This window comes from Phenylobacterium parvum, from assembly GCF_003150835.1.
Lineage (GTDB): Bacteria > Pseudomonadota > Alphaproteobacteria > Caulobacterales > Caulobacteraceae > Phenylobacterium > Phenylobacterium parvum.
The window spans coordinates 2,497,551-2,513,070 of record NZ_CP029479.1 but is presented as its reverse complement, the minus strand read 5'-3'; the positions used below and the strand labels follow the sequence as shown (position 1 = coordinate 2,513,070).

The 15,520-nt window shown below is 72.0% G+C and carries 18 protein-coding genes; 7 read left to right on the top strand and 11 right to left on the bottom strand.

The genetic code is table 11. The features are described from left to right. Window positions 1-17: 17 nt before the first annotated feature. Complete coding sequence (locus HYN04_RS11755) at window positions 18-770, bottom strand: class I SAM-dependent methyltransferase (RefSeq protein ID WP_110450928.1); 753 nt, start codon at window positions 768-770, stop codon at window positions 18-20. Between the two features lie 72 nt (window positions 771-842). Between HYN04_RS11755 and gloB the strand changes: the two genes are divergently transcribed. After that, window positions 843-1,589 (top strand): hydroxyacylglutathione hydrolase, encoded by a 747-nt coding sequence (gloB, locus tag HYN04_RS11750; protein ID WP_110450927.1) that lies wholly within the window; start codon window positions 843-845, stop codon window positions 1,587-1,589. Between the two features lie 26 nt (window positions 1,590-1,615). Here the strand turns inward: gloB and HYN04_RS11745 are convergent, their stop codons facing one another. From HYN04_RS11745 to HYN04_RS11735, 3 genes are all read right to left on the bottom strand, one after another. Then, on the bottom strand, window positions 1,616-2,221 hold the full coding sequence (locus HYN04_RS11745) for a DUF4908 domain-containing protein (RefSeq protein ID WP_241962620.1): 606 nt from the start codon (window positions 2,219-2,221) through the stop codon (window positions 1,616-1,618). A 231-nt stretch (window positions 2,222-2,452) separates the two neighbouring features. Next, window positions 2,453-3,178: a beta-ketoacyl-ACP reductase gene (phbB, locus tag HYN04_RS11740; protein WP_110450926.1), complete on the bottom strand. Its 726-nt coding sequence runs from the start codon at window positions 3,176-3,178 to the stop codon at window positions 2,453-2,455. Window positions 3,179-3,204: 26 nt separating this feature from the next. Beyond that, on the bottom strand, window positions 3,205-4,380 hold the full coding sequence (locus HYN04_RS11735) for an acetyl-CoA C-acetyltransferase (RefSeq protein WP_110450925.1): 1,176 nt from the start codon (window positions 4,378-4,380) through the stop codon (window positions 3,205-3,207). 137 nt (window positions 4,381-4,517) lie between these two features. Here HYN04_RS11735 and phaR point away from each other — a divergent pair, with 137 nt between their 5' ends. The 3 genes from phaR to HYN04_RS13525 are packed head-to-tail and all read left to right on the top strand — an operon-like array spanning window position 4,518 to window position 5,732. Continuing rightward, complete coding sequence (gene phaR, locus HYN04_RS11730) at window positions 4,518-5,192, top strand: polyhydroxyalkanoate synthesis repressor PhaR (protein WP_110450924.1); 675 nt, start codon at window positions 4,518-4,520, stop codon at window positions 5,190-5,192. Continuing rightward, window positions 5,189-5,518 carry a hypothetical protein gene (locus HYN04_RS11725; RefSeq protein WP_110450923.1) on the top strand — a complete coding sequence of 110 codons (330 nt, stop codon included), beginning with the start codon at window positions 5,189-5,191 and terminating at the stop codon, window positions 5,516-5,518. The genes phaR and HYN04_RS11725 overlap by 4 nt, the downstream gene beginning before the upstream one ends. 40 nt (window positions 5,519-5,558) lie before the next feature. Beyond that, window positions 5,559-5,732, top strand: coding sequence for a hypothetical protein (locus tag HYN04_RS13525; protein WP_162599641.1), 174 nt, complete (start codon window positions 5,559-5,561; stop codon window positions 5,730-5,732). 16 nt (window positions 5,733-5,748) lie between these two features. Here HYN04_RS13525 and HYN04_RS11720 read toward each other — a convergent pair whose 3' ends face one another. Next, window positions 5,749-6,504 carry a glycosyltransferase family 2 protein gene (locus HYN04_RS11720; RefSeq protein ID WP_110450922.1) on the bottom strand — a complete coding sequence of 252 codons (756 nt, stop codon included), beginning with the start codon at window positions 6,502-6,504 and terminating at the stop codon, window positions 5,749-5,751. Between the two features lie 70 nt (window positions 6,505-6,574). Here HYN04_RS11720 and HYN04_RS11715 point away from each other — a divergent pair, with 70 nt between their 5' ends. Both HYN04_RS11715 and HYN04_RS11710 read left to right on the top strand, forming a co-directional pair. Beyond that, entirely contained in the window at window positions 6,575-8,263 is a 1,689-nt protein-coding gene (locus HYN04_RS11715) for an ArnT family glycosyltransferase (protein WP_110450921.1), read from the top strand. After that, window positions 8,260-9,165, top strand: coding sequence for a hydroxymethylglutaryl-CoA lyase (locus HYN04_RS11710; protein WP_110450920.1), 906 nt, complete (start codon window positions 8,260-8,262; stop codon window positions 9,163-9,165). Before HYN04_RS11715 ends, HYN04_RS11710 begins: the two co-directional genes overlap by 4 nt. 6 nt (window positions 9,166-9,171) lie before the next feature. Here the strand turns inward: HYN04_RS11710 and HYN04_RS11705 are convergent, their stop codons facing one another. The 6 genes from HYN04_RS11705 to cysS are packed head-to-tail and all read right to left on the bottom strand — an operon-like array spanning window position 9,172 to window position 14,752. Next, window positions 9,172-10,095, bottom strand: coding sequence for a glycosyltransferase family 2 protein (locus HYN04_RS11705; protein WP_110450919.1), 924 nt, complete (start codon window positions 10,093-10,095; stop codon window positions 9,172-9,174). Continuing rightward, the gene (gene thrS / locus HYN04_RS11700) at window positions 10,095-12,035 is read right to left on the bottom strand and encodes a threonine--tRNA ligase (protein ID WP_110450918.1); all 1,941 of its coding nucleotides are present in this window, start codon (window positions 12,033-12,035) and stop codon (window positions 10,095-10,097) included. Before thrS ends, HYN04_RS11705 begins: the two co-directional genes overlap by 1 nt. A gap of 3 nt (window positions 12,036-12,038) precedes the next feature. Then, the gene (gene yidD / locus HYN04_RS11695) at window positions 12,039-12,314 is read right to left on the bottom strand and encodes a membrane protein insertion efficiency factor YidD (protein ID WP_110450917.1); all 276 of its coding nucleotides are present in this window, start codon (window positions 12,312-12,314) and stop codon (window positions 12,039-12,041) included. A gap of 55 nt (window positions 12,315-12,369) precedes the next feature. After that, complete coding sequence (locus HYN04_RS11690; protein ID WP_110450916.1) at window positions 12,370-12,822, bottom strand: iron-sulfur cluster assembly scaffold protein; 453 nt, start codon at window positions 12,820-12,822, stop codon at window positions 12,370-12,372. Beyond that, window positions 12,819-13,355 (bottom strand): SRPBCC domain-containing protein, encoded by a 537-nt coding sequence (locus HYN04_RS11685; protein ID WP_241962619.1) that lies wholly within the window; start codon window positions 13,353-13,355, stop codon window positions 12,819-12,821. Before HYN04_RS11685 ends, HYN04_RS11690 begins: the two co-directional genes overlap by 4 nt. Further along, a complete protein-coding gene (gene cysS, locus HYN04_RS11680; protein WP_110450915.1) occupies window positions 13,355-14,752 on the bottom strand; it encodes a cysteine--tRNA ligase in 1,398 nt (465 codons plus the stop codon). Before cysS ends, HYN04_RS11685 begins: the two co-directional genes overlap by 1 nt. A 138-nt stretch (window positions 14,753-14,890) precedes the next feature. Here cysS and folE point away from each other — a divergent pair, with 138 nt between their 5' ends. Beyond that, window positions 14,891-15,517: a GTP cyclohydrolase I FolE gene (gene folE / locus HYN04_RS11675; protein WP_110450914.1), complete on the top strand. Its 627-nt coding sequence runs from the start codon at window positions 14,891-14,893 to the stop codon at window positions 15,515-15,517. Window positions 15,518-15,520 lie beyond the last annotated feature (3 nt).

Here is a 15,520-nt window from a genome sequence, read left to right as displayed (position 1 = left end):
GAACCGGCCCGCCGGGTTCAAGCCCCCGCCGGGTCCCGCCCGACGGGCTGGGGTCGGGCCCCCGCCGCCGCACGCTGGCGAACGGGACGCCGGGCGACGGCCCGGGCGGGCCGCGGCTGCAGGGCCAGGGACTGCTTGACCGCCTCCATCAGGACGAGGCCCGAGAGGGGCGGCCAGAGCAGCGATCCCGCCCGCTCGAAGCCCTCGGCCCAGCCGGCCAGCCAGGGCAGGGGCGGGACGTAGAGGGCGCGGGTCCAGCCGGTGGGCTCGAGGCCGGCGGCGCGTAGACGTGCGGCCAGCTGGCGCCGGCTGAAGGGCCTGCCGTGCCCGAAGGGGGTGGATTCAAAGGGCGCCCAGGGCCCGTTCCGCGCCGCCGCCACGGCGATCAGGCGGCCGGCGGGCGCCAGGACCCGGGTCATCTCCCGCAGCAGGGCCTCGGGGTCCGGGCTCTCCTCCAGGGCGTGGACCAGGAGGATCCGGTCGAAGCGGGCGTTGGGGAGGGGCAGGGCGTCTTCGGCGGCCAGGGCCGTCCGGCTGCGGCGGATCGACGGCCATGCCTCGGCCCCCTGCTCGGGCGGCATGATCGCCACCGCCCTCAGGGCGCGGTCCGACAGGGCGCCCAGGAAGGGCGCGGCGTAGCCGGCCCCCAGGACTTCCAATCCCTGGCAGTCGCCCCAGGACTGGAGCACCTTTCGGGTGGTCATGTCCCGCGCCGCCTGGCCCAGGGGCGAGGCGTAGAAGGCCGAAAGTTCAGAGACGCCTTGCCGCATGACGCGGATTTAGGCCTAGTCGCGGCCGGCGGCGAGCCCTCACCGGGCGTGTTCCGCCCAAGGAAGGACCCCATGACCCTGACCGTTCACCAGTTTCCCTGCCTGTCCGACAATTACGGCTACCTCGTGCGCGACGATTCGACGGGCCGCACGGCCTGTATCGACACCCCGGACGCCGCCGCCATCCTGGCCGAGCTGGACCGGCTGGGCTGGGGGCTGGACCTGGTGCTCAACACCCACTGGCACGCCGATCACGCCGGCGGGAACGCCGAGGTCAAGGCCGCCACCGGCTGCCAGCTCCTGGGGCCGGCCGAGGTGACGGGCCGCTTCCCCGTCGACCGCGTCCTGGCGCCCGGCGAGACCGTGGCCCTCGGCGACACGGATTTCGAGGTCCTGGAGTCCGGCGGCCACACCCTGGGCCACATCGCCTATTTCGCGCCCTCCGCCTCGGCGGCCTTTGTCGGGGACACTCTCTTCGCCCTGGGATGCGGGCGGATGTTCGAGGGCTCGCCGGCCCAGATGTGGGCCAGCCTCCAGCGCCTCGCCGCCCTGCCGGACGAGACGCGGATCTACTGCGCGCATGAGTACACCGCCTCCAACGCCCGCTTCGCCCTGGCCGTCGACGCCGATCCGGCGGTGAAGGCGCGCGCCGACGCGGTGTTTGCGGCGCGCGAGCGGGGCGAGCCCACCGTGCCCAGCACCCTGGCCGAGGAGAAGGCCACCAATCCCTTCCTGAGGGCGCCGCACCTGCGCCCCGGCCTGCCGCCGCATGAAGCCTTCGCCGCCCTGCGGTCCGAGAAGGACGTCTTCCGTGGCTGACCCCCACCGGCCCCGGGGCTGGGGAACTAGCGGACCCCTGCGGCGGCCAGGATCCGGTCGGAGGAGGGCCGGCCGGACATGCCCTGGCCGGGGGCCACGGTGATCTCGATCACACCCTGGCGCAGGGCGGCCCGGGCCTGGCGGCCCTCGACCAGGCGCACACGGTCGATCCCGCCCAGCACCAGGCGTCCGTCCGCCAGGCGGGTCATGCGGATGATGGCCTCGGCGGCCACCATGGCGGCGTCGGCGGTCAGGGCCGAGGAGGCGGGGGAGGCGTCGGCCTCGAAGGGGATCAGCCGCCGCGCCGCCCGGGTGGCCCGGGTGCTCGCCATGGCCAGCCGCTCAAGCAGTTGCTGGGGCCCCAGGGGCGTCATCCGCAAGGCCGGGCCGCCGCCGGACAGGGCCACGGCCAGGCCCTCGGGGCGATCGGTGGTGAAGACCGTCAGGCCGCCGGTCCGGCTGGCCCGCAGGATCGGCTCGCCCAGGTCGTTGAGGTAGAGCATGTCGCCCCGCGGCGCCGGCTGGGGGCGCAGGACCCAGACCTCCGGGCTGCGGTCGAACTTGACCAGGGGCAGGCCCTGGCTGCGGTCGAAGGTGAACTTCACCCCGGTCTCGGAGACATACCGCGCCACGGGCGGCGCTCCGGCCGGTCCGGCGGGGCTGCCGGACGGACCGAACAGGGGCCCGCGCGCGGCCGGCGCCGATTGCCCCCGCGCCGAAGGCGGGGCGACGAGCAGGCCGCCCGCCGCCAGGAAGACGGCGAGCAGGCCCAGGCGGCTTCGTCGCAGCCGGTCAGGAGGTCCGCAGGAAGGCATCAGGGAAAGCCAATGCACCCCGACTGGGGCGGATTTTGGACGCAGGCCTCATCCCGCCATGTACTGGCCGCCGTTGAGCGACAGGGTGGAGCCGGTGACGAAGCCGGCGTGCTCGCCCGCCAGGAAGGCCACCATGTCGGCGATCTCCTCGCCGCGACCCAGCCGGCCCACCGGAATCTGGGCGATGATCGCGGCCAGGACGTTCTCGGGCACGGCCTGCACCATCTCGGTGTCGATGTAGCCCGGGCAGATGCAGTTCACCGTCACGCCCTTGCGCGCGTTCTCCAGGGCCAGGGCCTTGGTGAAGCCGATCATGCCGGCCTTGGCGGCGGCGTAGTTGGTCTGGCCCATCTGGCCCTTCTGGCCGTTGATCGAGCTGATGTTGACGATCCGGCCCCACTCGCGCTCGCGCATCCCCTCGATGACCTGGCGGGTCATGTTGAAGACCGAGTCCATGTTCACCCGGATCACGTCCGACCACTGGGCCGGCGACATCTTGTGGAAGACCCCGTCCCGGGTGATGCCGGCGTTGTTCACCAGCACGTCCACGGGCCCCAGCTCGGCCTCCACCGACCGGACCGCCCGGTCGCAGTCCTCGTAGGAGCCGACATTGCCCTTCACCACCATCACGCCCAGCTCGCGGGCGCAGGCCTGGGCGGCCTCCTCATTGCCGGAATAGCCCGCCGCCACCTTCATCCCGTCGGCCTTCAGCCGCTCGCAGATGGCGCGGCCGATACCGCGGGTGCCTCCGGTCACGAACGCCACTCTCGCCATCGCCGCCTCCTTGGGGGTTTCGGGTGTCAGACCTGCTCGACGCAGAGGGCCACACCCATGCCGCCGCCGACGCACAGGGTGGCGAGGCCCCTGGCCGCGCCCGACCGCTTCATCTCGTGCAGCAGGGTGGTCAGGATCCGGGCGCCCGAGGCGCCGATGGGATGGCCGATGGCGATGGCCCCGCCATTGACGTTCACCTTGTCGGGGTCGAGGCCCAGTTCGCGCACCACGCACAGGGCCTGGGCGGCGAAGGCCTCGTTGGATTCCACGAGGTCCAGGTCCGCCACGCTCCAGCCGGCGCGCTCCAGGGCCCGGCGGGTGGCCGGGATCGGGCCCGTCCCCATGATCTCGGGGGCGACGCCGGCCTGGGCCCAGGAGGCGATCCTCGCCAGGGGCGCCAGGCCGCGGGCCTTGGCTTCGGCCGCCGACATCAGCACCAGGGCCGCGGCGCCGTCATTGATCCCCGAGGCGTTGGCGGCCGTCACCGACCCATCCTTGGTGAAGGCCGGGCGCAGGCCCGCCACGCTCTCCAGGGTGGCCCCATGGCGGATGTACTCGTCCTGGTCGACCACCGTTTCGCCCTTGCGGCCCTTCACCGTGACCGGAACGATCTCCGAGGCGAAGCGGCCGGCCTTCTGGGCCGCCTCGGCCCGGTTCTGGGAGGTCACGGCGAAGCGGTCCTGGTCCTCGCGGGTGATCTGCCAGCGGGCGGCGATGTTCTCGGCGGTCTGGCCCATGTGATAGCCGTGGAAGGCGTCCCAGAGGCCGTCCTTGATCATGGTGTCGACCAGGGCCAGGTCGCCCATCTTCTGGCCGCCCCTCAGGTACTGGGCGTGAGGCGCCTGGCTCATGCTTTCCTGGCCTCCGGCCACCACCACCCGGGCGGCGCCGTCGACGATCTGCTGGGCGCCCAGGGCCACGGCCCTCAGGCCCGAGCCGCACAGCTGGTTCAGGCTCCAGGCCGGCGCCTCCACCGGCGCCCCGGCGGCGATGGCCGCCTGGCGGGCCGGGCCCTGGCCGGCGCCGGCCTGCAGCACCTGGCCCAGGATCACCTCGCTGACGTCGGCCCCGGCCACACCGGCCCGCTCCAGGGCGCCGGCGATGGCCGTACGGCCCAGTTCATGCGCCGGCAGGCCGGAGAGGGCGCCGTTGAAGGACCCGACGGGGGTCCGGGCGGCGGAGACGATGACGACGTCGGTCATGGCGGGGGCTCCTTCAGGGGTGCGGCTGCGCCAGGCCCGGCGGCCGCTTCCGTCACCTTCCAGAAGACGCTCGCATCGGCAATACTGCAATGCAATAATGAAGCCTCTGGCGCGGCATCGCGCAGGAAGGAACCGCCATGGCCGATCCGAAGGGCGCCAAGTCGGGCGAGGGCCCGGTCGTCATCAAGAAATACGCCAACCGAAGGCTCTACAACACGGCCTCAAGCACCTACGTCACGCTCGAGCACCTGGCGGACATGGTCCGCAAGGGCGTCGACTTCGTGGTCTACGACGCCAAGTCCGGCGACGACATCACACGCTCGGTCCTGGCCCAGATCATCTTTGACGAGGAAAGCCGGTCGGAGAGCCTGCTGCCGATCCAGTTCCTGCGCCAACTCATCGGCTTCTACGGCAACTCCATGCAGGCCTTCCTGCCCTCCTACCTCGAGATGTCGCTGGCCTCCTTCGCCGAGCAGCAGGAGCGCCTGCGCCAGCAGTTCTCCGGCATGGGCCCGGCCCCCAGCCTGTCCGTCTACGAGGACCAGGTGAAGAAGAACATCGCCCTGTTCAGCCAGGCCATGCAGATGTTCTCGCCCTTCGCATACCCACGGCCGGACGCCCCGGCGGCGGGCGGGACCCCATCGGCCGCTCCCCAGTCTGGCTCCCCGTCGACCGTCGCTGCAGCGCCCGAGCCTGCGCCTCCCGCCGCCCCGCGGGGCCCCGTCGACGGGGGCGACGACGCGATCGCCGACCTCAAGCGGCGGATGGAGGAAATGGCCGCCCAGATCGACAGGCTCGCCTCCGGCCGATGACCAGCCCGATCAACCCCATCGGGCGTTCCCGGCGGAGCCGGGAGCCCCAGAATCTCCTGTCCGGTCCCACCTCGGAGCCCGAGGTTCCGCCCCCCACCTCGGGCGCCGGGCGCTCAGACCGGGTGCGTCCGCCGACCGAAGCGCCCCTGGCCGAGGGCGCTGCGGCCCTCAGCGCCCACCTCCTGGGCCAGAAGGGCGCCCGACGCGGGCTGAAGGGCGGCGCGCCGGTCCTGGACGCCGCCAAGGAGGCCTACGAGGCCACGGAATGGTCGGGACGGGCGGACCGGCGCAAGAAGTCCGGCCGCAAGGCGCGCGTGAAGACCTGACCCGGCGCCGGGTCAATTCCGCCGACCGGCCGGGATTGCCGTGGTCGCAGAAGGCTCGAATTCCGAAGTCCTGAGTGTTTTCAGAAGACTGGGCCTTGGCTCAGGCCTTGCAGGGCTCCCTGGCGAAACCGCCCAGGAGGCCCTCATGACCGCCCTCGTCTCCCGCGTCTTCGACATCGCCCTGGTCGTGGCCATCCTGACCGCCTTCACCTGAGGGCCGATCCCGGGGCTCAGCTCTCGGTGATCTCTCCGGGCAGCCGGGCGCGGGACTGCAGCCACATCACGCCGCGAAGGTCGGAAAGCGAGGCCCAGAGCCGGCCCAGGTTCGTGTACTTCGAGGCCCCGGTCGTGCGCGGCCGGTGGCCGACGGGCAGGAAGGCCGTGCGATAGCCCTCGCGCAGCATCAGGGCCGGCAGGTAGCGGTGGATGTGGTCAAAGTAGGGCAGGCGCAGGAAGGCCTCCCGGCGGAAGGCCTTCAGGCCGCAGCCGGTGTCGTTGGCCGTGTCCTTCAGCAGCCGCTTGCGCACGCCGTTGCCGACCCGCGAGGCGACCTTCTTGGCGGCGCTGTCCTGGCGGCGGACGCGCTCCCCACCCACCAGGGCCAGGTCCGCCGGCCCGGCCTTCAGGGCCTCCACCAGGCGCGGGGCGTCGGCCGGGTCGTTCTGGCCGTCGCCGTCCAGGGTCACGATGATGTCCCCCCGCGCCGCCAGGACGCCGGTGCGGACCGCCCGGCTCTGGCCGGCGTTCGCGGCGTGGACCAGGAGCCTGAGGGACGGCAGTTCGGGTTTCAGGGCCGCCAGGCGCTCGCGGGTATCGTCCCGGCTGCAGTCATCGACGAACAGGATTTCGACACTCCAGCCGCGGAAGGCGTCGGCGATCTCCCGCGCCAGGTCCGGGGCGGCGCCGGACTCGTTGTACACCGGAACCACCACGGAAACCTCGGGCCGGGGCCCTGCGGGCGGCGTCTGGGACGGGTCGGAAGCCATGCGGCACCCTACGATCTTTCCCGGCTCAAGGGAAACGACGGCGCGGCCGGTTCGTGCTAACCAGCAGGCCATGTGGCTCGCGGACATCATCGACGCCTTCCGGCGGCCCGGCGGCTGGCGCGGCCCGGCGGCTGCGGCCCTGTTCGCCTTCCTGGCCGGCCTCCCGGGCCTCCTGGCCCTGCCGCCCCTCGACCGGGACGAGGCCCGCTTCGCCCAGGCCACCGCCCAGATGCTTGAGCAGGACGACTATGTGGTCATCCGCTTCCAGGACCAGCCCCGGTTCAAGAAGCCGGTGGGCATCCACTGGATGCAGGCGGCCGCGGTCTCGACCTTTGGGGACGCGGGGCAGAGGGACATCCGGCTCTATCGGATTCCCTCCCTGCTGGGCGCCATGCTGGCGGCGGCGGCCTGCGTCTGGGGCGCCGCCGGCTTCTTCAGCCAGGGCGTCGCCCTCCTTTCGGGCCTGATGCTCGGCGGGGGCCTTCTCCTCTCCACCGAGGCCTTCATCGCCAAGACGGACTCGGTCCTGACCGGGCTCACCGTCCTGGCCATGGCGGCGCTGGGCCGACTCTACGCCGAGGCCCGGGGCGGTCGGCCCGCGGGCCGTCTCGCCGTCCCCGCCTTCTGGGTGGCCCTGGCCCTGGCCGTCCTGGTCAAGGGGCCCATCGCCCTGCTGGTCGTCGGCCTCGCCGCCCTGGCCCTGCGCATCGCCGACCGGCGGCCCCTGACGGCGCGGCCGATCGGCTGGGCCTGGGGCTTGATCGCCTTCGCCGCGATCGTCGGTCCCTGGGCCTGGGCGGTGACCATCGCCACCGACGGCGCCTTCTGGGCCGTGGCCATCGGCGGCGACCTCGCGCCCAAGCTGGCCGGCGGCCATGAGAGCCACGGGGCCCCGCCCGGCATGCACGCCCTAGCCGCGCCCCTCCTGATGTTCCCGGCCACCCTCATGCTTCCGGCCGCCGCCCTGTTCGCCTGGCGCCGCCGGGCCGAGCCGGGGGTGCGGTTCGCCCTGGCCTGGCTGATCCCCGCCTGGTTGGTCTTCGAGGCCACCCCGACCAAGCTGCCGCACTATGTCCTGCCCTGCTACGCGGCTCTCGCCTGGCTGTGCGCGGCGGCCCTGACCCAGGCGGCGGGCCCTGTCGTGCGACGGGCAGGCGCCCTCCTGCACGGCCTCGCCGGCGCCCTGCTGGCGGCTGCGGCCGTCTATCTCGCGGTCACCTACGGCGATGGCTGGGACCTGCCTGCGGCCCTCCTGACGGCAGGCCTCTTCCTGTTCGCCGCCGGCGCCGGGGCGGTCCTGCTCCTGAGGGGCCAGGCGCCCCGCGCCGTCGTCTGGGCGCTTCCGGCCGGGGTCCTGGCCCACGCCGCCCTGACCGCCCTGCTGGTCCCTGGCCTCCAGCCCCTGATGCTTTCGGGGCGGACCGTCGACCTCCTGGCCGGCGCCCGGCTGCTTCCCGCCCAGGGGGTGGTTCCCGGGCCGGTGGCGGTGGCGGGCTACGCCGAGCCCAGCCTGGTCTTCCAGGTCGGCACCAACACGGGACTGGGTGACGCCAAGGACGCCGCCGAGGCCCTGGCCTCAGGCCGTGCGGCGGTGGTGGAATCCCGCGAGCAGGCCGCCTTCCGCCAGGCCCTGGCCCGCGCCGGCGTCCGTCCGGTGGAGGTCGGCCGGGTCGCGGGCCTGAATTACTCGAATGGCGATGAGACCGAGCTCACCGTCTACGCCCCACCGTCCCGCGCCGTACCGGAGGCCCGCCCATGAGCCGCTTCATCGAGATCGTCGAGGTCGGTCCGCGCGACGGCCTGCAGAACGAGAAGACCACCCTCACCCCCGCCCAGAGGGTCGAGTTCATCCAGAGGCTCGAGGCCGCCGGCGCCCGGCGGACCGAGACCGTCTCCTTCGTGAATCCCGCCCGGGTGCCGCAGATGGCGGGCGCCGAGGAGGTCTGCGCAGCCCTCCCGGCCGATGCGGCCCGCTCGCGGATCGGCCTGGTGCTCAACATGCGCGGCTGGGACCGGGCGGTCTCCACCGGCTGCGATGAGGCCAATGTGGTGGTCTGCGCCTCCGACGCTTTCGGGGTCCGCAACCAGGGGGCGACGACGGCCGAGCAGATGGCGACCCTGGCCGCCGTGGCCGGGCGCCGCGCCGCCGAGGGCGGGCCGCGCCTGTCCGTCACCTTCTCCGTCGCCTTTGGCTGTCCCTTCGAGGGCGAGGTCGACCCCGCCCGGGTGATCGACCTCGTGCGCGAGGCGGCCCTCCTCCCACTGGACGAGATCGCCCTGGCCGACACCATCGGCGCAGCCGATCCCTGGGGGGTGCGCCGGCTGGTGGAGGCCTGCCGCGCCGTCGCGCAGGACAAGCGCCTGAGGCTGCATTTCCACGACACGCGAAACACGGGCCTGGCCAACGCCTTTGCTGGCGTGGAGGCGGGAGTTGACGTCCTTGACGCCAGCTGCGGCGGCCTGGGCGGCTGCCCCTTCGCCCCCAACGCCACCGGCAACATCGGCACCGAGGACCTCGTCTACATGCTGGAGCGTGCGGGCTTTGAGACCGGCTACGACCTGCCGGCCCTGATCTCCACGGCGGAGTGGGTGTGCGGCCTCCTGGGCAAGACCCCGACCGCCTCGGTCACCCGGGCGGGCCTCTTCCCCATGCCGGCCTGACCCTGCTCAGGCGGGCGGGCCGCCCAGTCGCCACAGGAACGGGCGGACAACGGCGGCGGCGACGATGAAGGGGCCCAGGGCCCACGCCGCCACGAGGCCCATCGGCGTCCGGGCCCGCTTGCGGAAGAACCGGGCCAGGCCGCAGCCCTTGGCGTACTCCACCCGGAGCGGGTTGGCGCGGCTGGTGTGCCCGACGTGGACCACCTCCGCCGCCGGCTGGAAGACCACATGGCCGCCCGCCTGCCGTGCGCGCCAGCAGAGGTCGATGTCCTCGACGTGCAGGAAATAGCCCTCGTCAAAGCCAGCCAGGTCCTCGAAATCGGCCCTGCGCATGGCGAAGCAGGCGCCGGAGATGGTCGGGGTCTCGACCACGTCCGAAGGCGTCGGCTCATCCTCGAGGTGCACCTCGAAACGCTGCAGGGCCGGCGCCCGGCGGGCCAGGGTGGACAGGCTGAGGAGGGTGGACAGGGGCGTCACCTCGCCGCGGCGCCCGCCCCTCTGCTCGGTCCCGTCCTGGTTCAGGATGCGGGCCCCCGCCAGGCTGGGCGAGGGCCTGCCCGCCAGGGCTGCGGCCAGGGCGGTGACCCCGCCAGGGCCCAGGAAGGCGTCTGGGTTCAGGAAGACCAGCAGGTCGCCCCGGGCCGCGCGGGCGCCCAGGTTGGCGCCTCGGGCGAACCCGACATTGCCCTGGCCGGTGACCAGCCGCAGTCGGTCCGACCTGGCGGCGAGCTCGGACAGGCGGGCGGCGTCCTCAGGCGTCGAGCCATTGTCGACGACCACCACCTCGGCCACTTCCGGCTGGGCCAGGGCGCTGTCGATGGAGGGAAACAGGGACTCCCCGGTCATGTAGGCCACAAGCACCACCGAGGCCCCCGCGCCATGCGCAGGGGCCGCAGCAATCGCCTCGACCGGACCGGAGACTTCCAGCATCAGCCTCTCAGCGCAGCGCGGGCCAGGTCGGGAGGGACCGCCTCGGCGACCAGGGCCGCCACGGCCTCATCCAGCGGCAGGATGGTCTGGCCCTCGGCCCCCAGCCTGCGGATGGCCAGGGCGCGGGTCTCGGCCTCCCGGCGGCCGACCGCGGCGATCACGGGGGTCTTGGCCAGGCTGTGTTCCCGCACCTTGTAGTTGATCTTCTCGTTGCGCAGGTCGAGCTCGACCCTCAGCCCCGCCGCCTTCAGGGCCGCGGCGACTTCGCGGGCGTAGTCGTCGGCGTCCGAGGTGATCGAGGCCACCACCGCCTGGGTGGGCGCCAGCCACAGCGGGAAGGCGCCGGCGTAGTTCTCGATGGCCACCCCCAGGAAGCGCTCCATGGAGCCGCAGATCGCCCGGTGCAGCATGACCGGCCTCTGTTTGGAGCCGTCCTCGGCCACGTACTCGGCGTCGAGGCGCTCGGGCAGGACGAAGTCCAGCTGCAGGGTGCCGCACTGCCAGGTCCGCCCGATGGCGTCGCGCAGGTGGAACTCCAGCTTGGGGCCGTAGAAGGCGCCTTCGCCGGGCAGGGGCTCGACCTCCATGTTCACCGCCTGGCGGGCGGCGCGGTCCAGCTTGGCCTCGGCGACGTCCCACACCTCGTCGGACCCGGCGCGGATGTCCGGCCGCAGGGCCAGCTTCACGCTGTGCAGGTCGAGGCCAAAGTCGGAGTAGACCGAGTTCAGCAGCTTCACGAACTTCGTCGTCTCGGCCTCGATCTGGTCCTCACGGCAGAAGATGTGGGCGTCATCCTGGGTGAAGGCGCGCAGGCGCATGATCCCGTGCAGGGCGCCGGAGGGCTCGTACCGGTGGCACGCGCCGAACTCGGCCATGCGCAGGGGCAGGTCGCGATAGCTCTTTTGGCCGAAGTTGAAGATCTGGACGTGCCCCGGACAGTTCATGGGCTTAACGGCCAGCTCTTCGCCTTCCGTCGTTTCGCACGTGAACATGGCCTGGCCGAACTTCTCCCAGTGCCCGGACTTCTCCCAGAGGCCCCGGTCCATGATCTGGGGCGCCTTGACCTCGACATAGCCGTCCGCCTCCACCCGGCGGCGCATGTAGGCCTCGACCGTGCGGTAGAGGGTCCAGCCCTTCGGATGCCAGAAGATCATCCCCCGGGCTTCCTCCTGCAGGTGGAAGAGGTCCATGGCCCGGCCGATCCGGCGGTGGTCCCGGCGCTCGGCCTCCTCGATCCGCTTCAGGTGGGCCTCTAGGTCCGCCTCGGTGGCCCAGGCCGTGCCGTAGATGCGCTGCAGCTGGGCGTTGCGATGGTCGCCGCGCCAGTAGGCGCCCGCCAGCTTGGTCAGCTTGAAGGCCTTGCCCACGTGGCGCGTGGACGGCAGGTGCGGTCCCAGGCAAAGGTCCTTCCACTCGCCCTGGCGATAGACCGTGATGACCTCGTCCCCGGGCAGGTCCGAGATGATCTCGGCCTTGTAGGCCTCGCCGATCCCCTTGAAGTGCGAGATGGCCTCATTCCGGTCCCAGACCTCGCGGACGATCTTCTCGTCCCGGTCGACGATCTCGGCCATGCGCGCCTCGATGGTCGACAGGTCGTCCAGCGAGAAGGGCTCATCCCGGGCGAAGTCGTAGTAGAAGCCGTCCTCGATGGCCGGGCCGATGGTCACCTGCGTGCCGGGGAAGAGCTCCTGCACAGCCTGGGCCAGCACGTGGCTGGCGTCGTGGCGGATCACCTCCAGGGCGTCCGGGCTCTCACGCGTCAGGATCTCGAAGGTCCCGCCGCCTGGCAGGGGCCGGTCCAGGTCCAGAAGCTCGCCGTCCAGGCGCACCAGAAGGGCGCGCTTCTCCAGCGACTTGGCGATGGAGGCGGCGACGTCGCGGCCGCTGGCCCCCTCGTCGAAGGCCCGCTTGGAGCCATCGGGAAAGATGAGTTCGATCATGGTTCAGGTCGTCCGTTTCGGGGCCTCGGGTCCCGCCGCGGCGGGGCCTCCGGGGCTCCGGGGCGGGACCGGGTCATAGCCCGATCCACCCCAGGGATTACAGCGGCACAGTCGACTGGCGGCCAGTCCGGAGCCTTTCCAGGGACCGTGCGTGATCAGGGCTTCTGCGGCGTAATCCGAGCAGGTCGGAAGAAACCGGCACTGGCGCCCGATCAGGGGCGAGAGCGTCAGCTTGTAGGCGCGGTGGGCGCCCCTGACGCAGCGTTCGTAGAGGTTCATGCCGGCTCGCAGGCTTGCGAATTGGGGTTGTGCCTATCCCGCAGAGTCGCCGGGATCAAGCCGCGCCGGCGGGGCTAGTTCGCGCACCTGCCTGGCGGACAGCCTCCAGTGCGGCCTCGAAGGCCAGGAGGGTCGAGGCGTGCCGGGCGGGATAGTCCTTTACCGGGGCGAGCATGGCGAGATCCGAAAAGCGTCCTTCGGGCGGGGAACCGCCCGCCTTCAGCATAGAGCGGAAGGCCTCGGTCGCCAACTCAAGCTCGGCCTCGTCGGCGCCAATCGCGCCCGCGCCGAGGATGGCGGCCGACGCCTGGCCCAGGGCGCAGGCCTTAACGTCCTGGGCGAACCGGGCGATCCGCCCGTCCGAATCGAGGCCGACATCGACCCGCACCCGGCTGCCGCACAGGCGCGAGGTCTTCTCCGCCGACCCGTCGGGCGCCGCCAGCCGCCCCAGGTGCGGCAGGTTGGCCGCCAGGGCCAGGACCTTGGCCGAATAGATGTCGTCGATCATCGGGCGTCCGGCGGTGATCCGCCCCGGTCGGTCCAGAGGCGGACGGCATGATCGACCAGGGCCTCGTTCATGGCGCGGAAGCCCTCGCGGTGGGCCGGCCCGTGGAGCTTGAGGTGCCGCTTGGCCAGCCAGCCGCTGAAGATCTCGCCGTTGGAGATGATGCATCCGGTCGGGCTGAGGATGTCGACCTCGATGAACCGCACCGACTTAACCCAGCCATCGGACCGGGAGTCCCGCCAGTGGATCTGTTCCAGGGGCACCCATTCCAGCACGACAGGGCGGGCCTGCCGCGGGGATCGGCCGGGCAGGACCTCGGTCAGCTCGAGCTGGGAGCCGATGCGGATCTGGCCCTGGGCCTGGGGATAGAGGGGATTCCAGCCGCTCCAGCCCTCCAGGTTGCTGAGCAGTTCCCACAGGATCTCCGCCGGGACCTGGACCCCGATCCGGTGCTCGACGCGCAGCGGGATGGGCCCGCCGGACGCCTTGGGGGCGCCCCCCTTCATGCCGAACATGGGCGGCGGGCGGATCGCCATCACGTCCTCTCCTTGAGTCTCCAGGTCGCGCCGGACGGGCCGTCCATGACCTCGACGTTCAGGGCGGCCAGTTCGTCGCGGATCTGGTCGGCCGCCGGCCAGTCCTTGGCGGCGCGCGCCTCTGACCGGCGAGCCACCAGATCGTCGATCCGGGCCTTCAGGGCGTCATCCGCACCGCCCTGGAACCAGGCCTCGGGATCGCCGAACAGGAAGCCCATCAGCCGGGCGGAGGCCAGCAGCCGGCCCTTGGCCTCGGCCCGTCCAGGGCCTGTCGCGGTCTCCAGGGCGGTGGCCAGGCCGAACAGCTCGGCCATGGCGGCGGGGGTGTTGAGGTCATCTTCCAGTGCGGCCACGAAGGCCTGCGCGGGGCCGGTTTCGGCCGCCTCGATTCCCGCCGACCGGCGCAGGGCGCCGTAGAGCCGATCCAGGGCCTTCACCGACTGGGCGATGAGGTCGCCGGTCCACTCCAGGGGTGCGCGGTAATGGCCGACCAGCAGGGCCCAGCGCAGCGCCTCGCCCGGGGCTGACTTGATGAGGTCGTTCACCAGGGCGACATTGCCCAGGCTCTTCGACATCTTCTCCTCGCCGAAGTTCAGGAAGCCGTTGTGCATCCAGTAGCGGGCGTAGGTGCGGTCGCCGTCGGCGCCGGGGTCGTGGGCGCAGACCCCCTGCGCCCGCTCGTTCTCATGGTGCGGGAAGAGCAGGTCGATGCCGCCGCCGTGGATGTCGATGGGCAGGCCCAGGGACTGCTCGATCATGGCCGTGCATTCGATGTGCCAGCCCGGCCGGCCAGGGCCGAAGGGGCTGTCCCAAACCGGCTCGCCCGGCTTGGAGGGCTTCCAGAGCACGAAGTCCGCCGGATGGCGCTTGTAGGGGGCCACGTCCACCCGGGCGCCGGCGATCATGTCCTCCATCGGGTGGCCGGACAGGGCGCCGTAGTCGCCGCAGGCCTGGGTGTCGAACAGGACATGCCCCTCGGCGGCGTAGGCCGAGCCGTTCGCGACCAGCCGGCCGATCAGGGCGATGATGGCGTCCATGGTCCGCGTCGCCCGGGGCTGGAGGCTGGGCCTCAGGGCGCCCAACTCGGCCATGTCGGCGTTGTAGGCGGCCAGGTAGCGGTCGGTGATGACGTCGATCGGCACGCCTTCCTCGGCGGCCCTGCGATTGATCTTGTCATCCACGTCCGTGACGTTCGCCGCATAGACCACGGCGGCCTCACCGTAGGCCTGGCGCAGCAGGCGGAACAGGACGTCGAACACCACCACGGGGCGGGCGTTGCCGATGTGGGCGAAATTGTAGACCGTCGGCCCGCAGACATACATCGTCACCCGGGCCGGATCGGCGGGGACGAAGGGCCGCTTGGCGCGGGCCATGGAGTCGTAGAGGGCGAGGGGCATGGGGCGGGTCTGGTCAGGTCCGAGGCGGCGCGAGGTTGCCCCCGGCGGGGCGGCTCCCGTATACAGGCTGGCCGTCCGGCGGGCCAAGGACTTTGGGGACAGCCCCTCTCCACCGCGCGGATCCTGAAGGAAGACGACATGGCCGCTCCCGCCGACTCCCCCGCCGCCGCCGTCCCCGCGGGCCTCGAGCCCCTGCGCCGGCCGACCCGCGAGGAGGCCATGGAGGCCGTCCGCACCCTCATCGCCTGGGCGGGCGACGACCCCCGCCGGGAAGGCGTGATCGACACCCCCAAGCGGGTCATCGACGCCTATCAGGACTGGTTCGAGGGCTACCGCCAGGATCCGGCCAAGGAGCTGTCCAAGACCTTCGAGGACGTCCAGGGCTATGACGACATCGTCATGCTGCGGGACATCGAGGTGGAGAGCCACTGCGAGCACCACATGGCGCCCTTCCTGGGCAAGGCCTACGTGGCCTACATGCCGACCAACCGGGTCGTGGGCATCTCCAAGCTGGCCAAGGTGGTGACCATCTTCGCCCGCCGTCTCCAGAACCAGGAGACCCTGACCCAGCAGATCGCCAACGCCATCAACGACAGCCTGCGCCCGGCGGGCGTGGCGGTCCTGGTCGACGCCGCCCACCAGTGCATGACCACCCGCGGCCTGCACCACCGGCACGTCTCGACGATCACGACCCAGTTCACCGGCGTCTTCAAGACCGACGACGGCCTGCGCCAGCGCTTCCTGGACTTCGCCAACCGCCGATAGGAG

Coding starts and splice junctions, on each gene's coding strand:
- HYN04_RS11710 (WP_110450920.1), top strand. CDS start 8,260: ATGAGCCGCTTCATCGAGATCGTCGAGGTCGGTCCGCGCGACGGCCTG.
- HYN04_RS11755 (WP_110450928.1), bottom strand. CDS start 770: ATGCGGCAAGGCGTCTCTGAACTTTCGGCCTTCTACGCCTCGCCCCTG.
- cysS (WP_110450915.1), bottom strand. CDS start 14,752: ATGCCCCTCGCCCTCTACGACTCCATGGCCCGCGCCAAGCGGCCCTTC.
- yidD (WP_110450917.1), bottom strand. CDS start 12,314: ATGAACCTCTACGAACGCTGCGTCAGGGGCGCCCACCGCGCCTACAAG.
- gloB (WP_110450927.1), top strand. CDS start 843: ATGACCCTGACCGTTCACCAGTTTCCCTGCCTGTCCGACAATTACGGC.
- phaR (WP_110450924.1), top strand. CDS start 4,518: ATGGCCGATCCGAAGGGCGCCAAGTCGGGCGAGGGCCCGGTCGTCATC.
- thrS (WP_110450918.1), bottom strand. CDS start 12,035: ATGATCGAACTCATCTTTCCCGATGGCTCCAAGCGGGCCTTCGACGAG.
- HYN04_RS11725 (WP_110450923.1), top strand. CDS start 5,189: ATGACCAGCCCGATCAACCCCATCGGGCGTTCCCGGCGGAGCCGGGAG.
- HYN04_RS11690 (WP_110450916.1), bottom strand. CDS start 12,822: ATGATCGACGACATCTATTCGGCCAAGGTCCTGGCCCTGGCGGCCAAC.
- HYN04_RS11685 (WP_241962619.1), bottom strand. CDS start 13,355: ATGGCGATCCGCCCGCCGCCCATGTTCGGCATGAAGGGGGGCGCCCCC.
- HYN04_RS11735 (WP_110450925.1), bottom strand. CDS start 4,380: ATGACCGACGTCGTCATCGTCTCCGCCGCCCGGACCCCCGTCGGGTCC.
- phbB (WP_110450926.1), bottom strand. CDS start 3,178: ATGGCGAGAGTGGCGTTCGTGACCGGAGGCACCCGCGGTATCGGCCGC.
- folE (WP_110450914.1), top strand. CDS start 14,891: ATGGCCGCTCCCGCCGACTCCCCCGCCGCCGCCGTCCCCGCGGGCCTC.
- HYN04_RS11715 (WP_110450921.1), top strand. CDS start 6,575: ATGTGGCTCGCGGACATCATCGACGCCTTCCGGCGGCCCGGCGGCTGG.
- HYN04_RS11705 (WP_110450919.1), bottom strand. CDS start 10,095: ATGCTGGAAGTCTCCGGTCCGGTCGAGGCGATTGCTGCGGCCCCTGCG.
- HYN04_RS11720 (WP_110450922.1), bottom strand. CDS start 6,504: ATGGCTTCCGACCCGTCCCAGACGCCGCCCGCAGGGCCCCGGCCCGAG.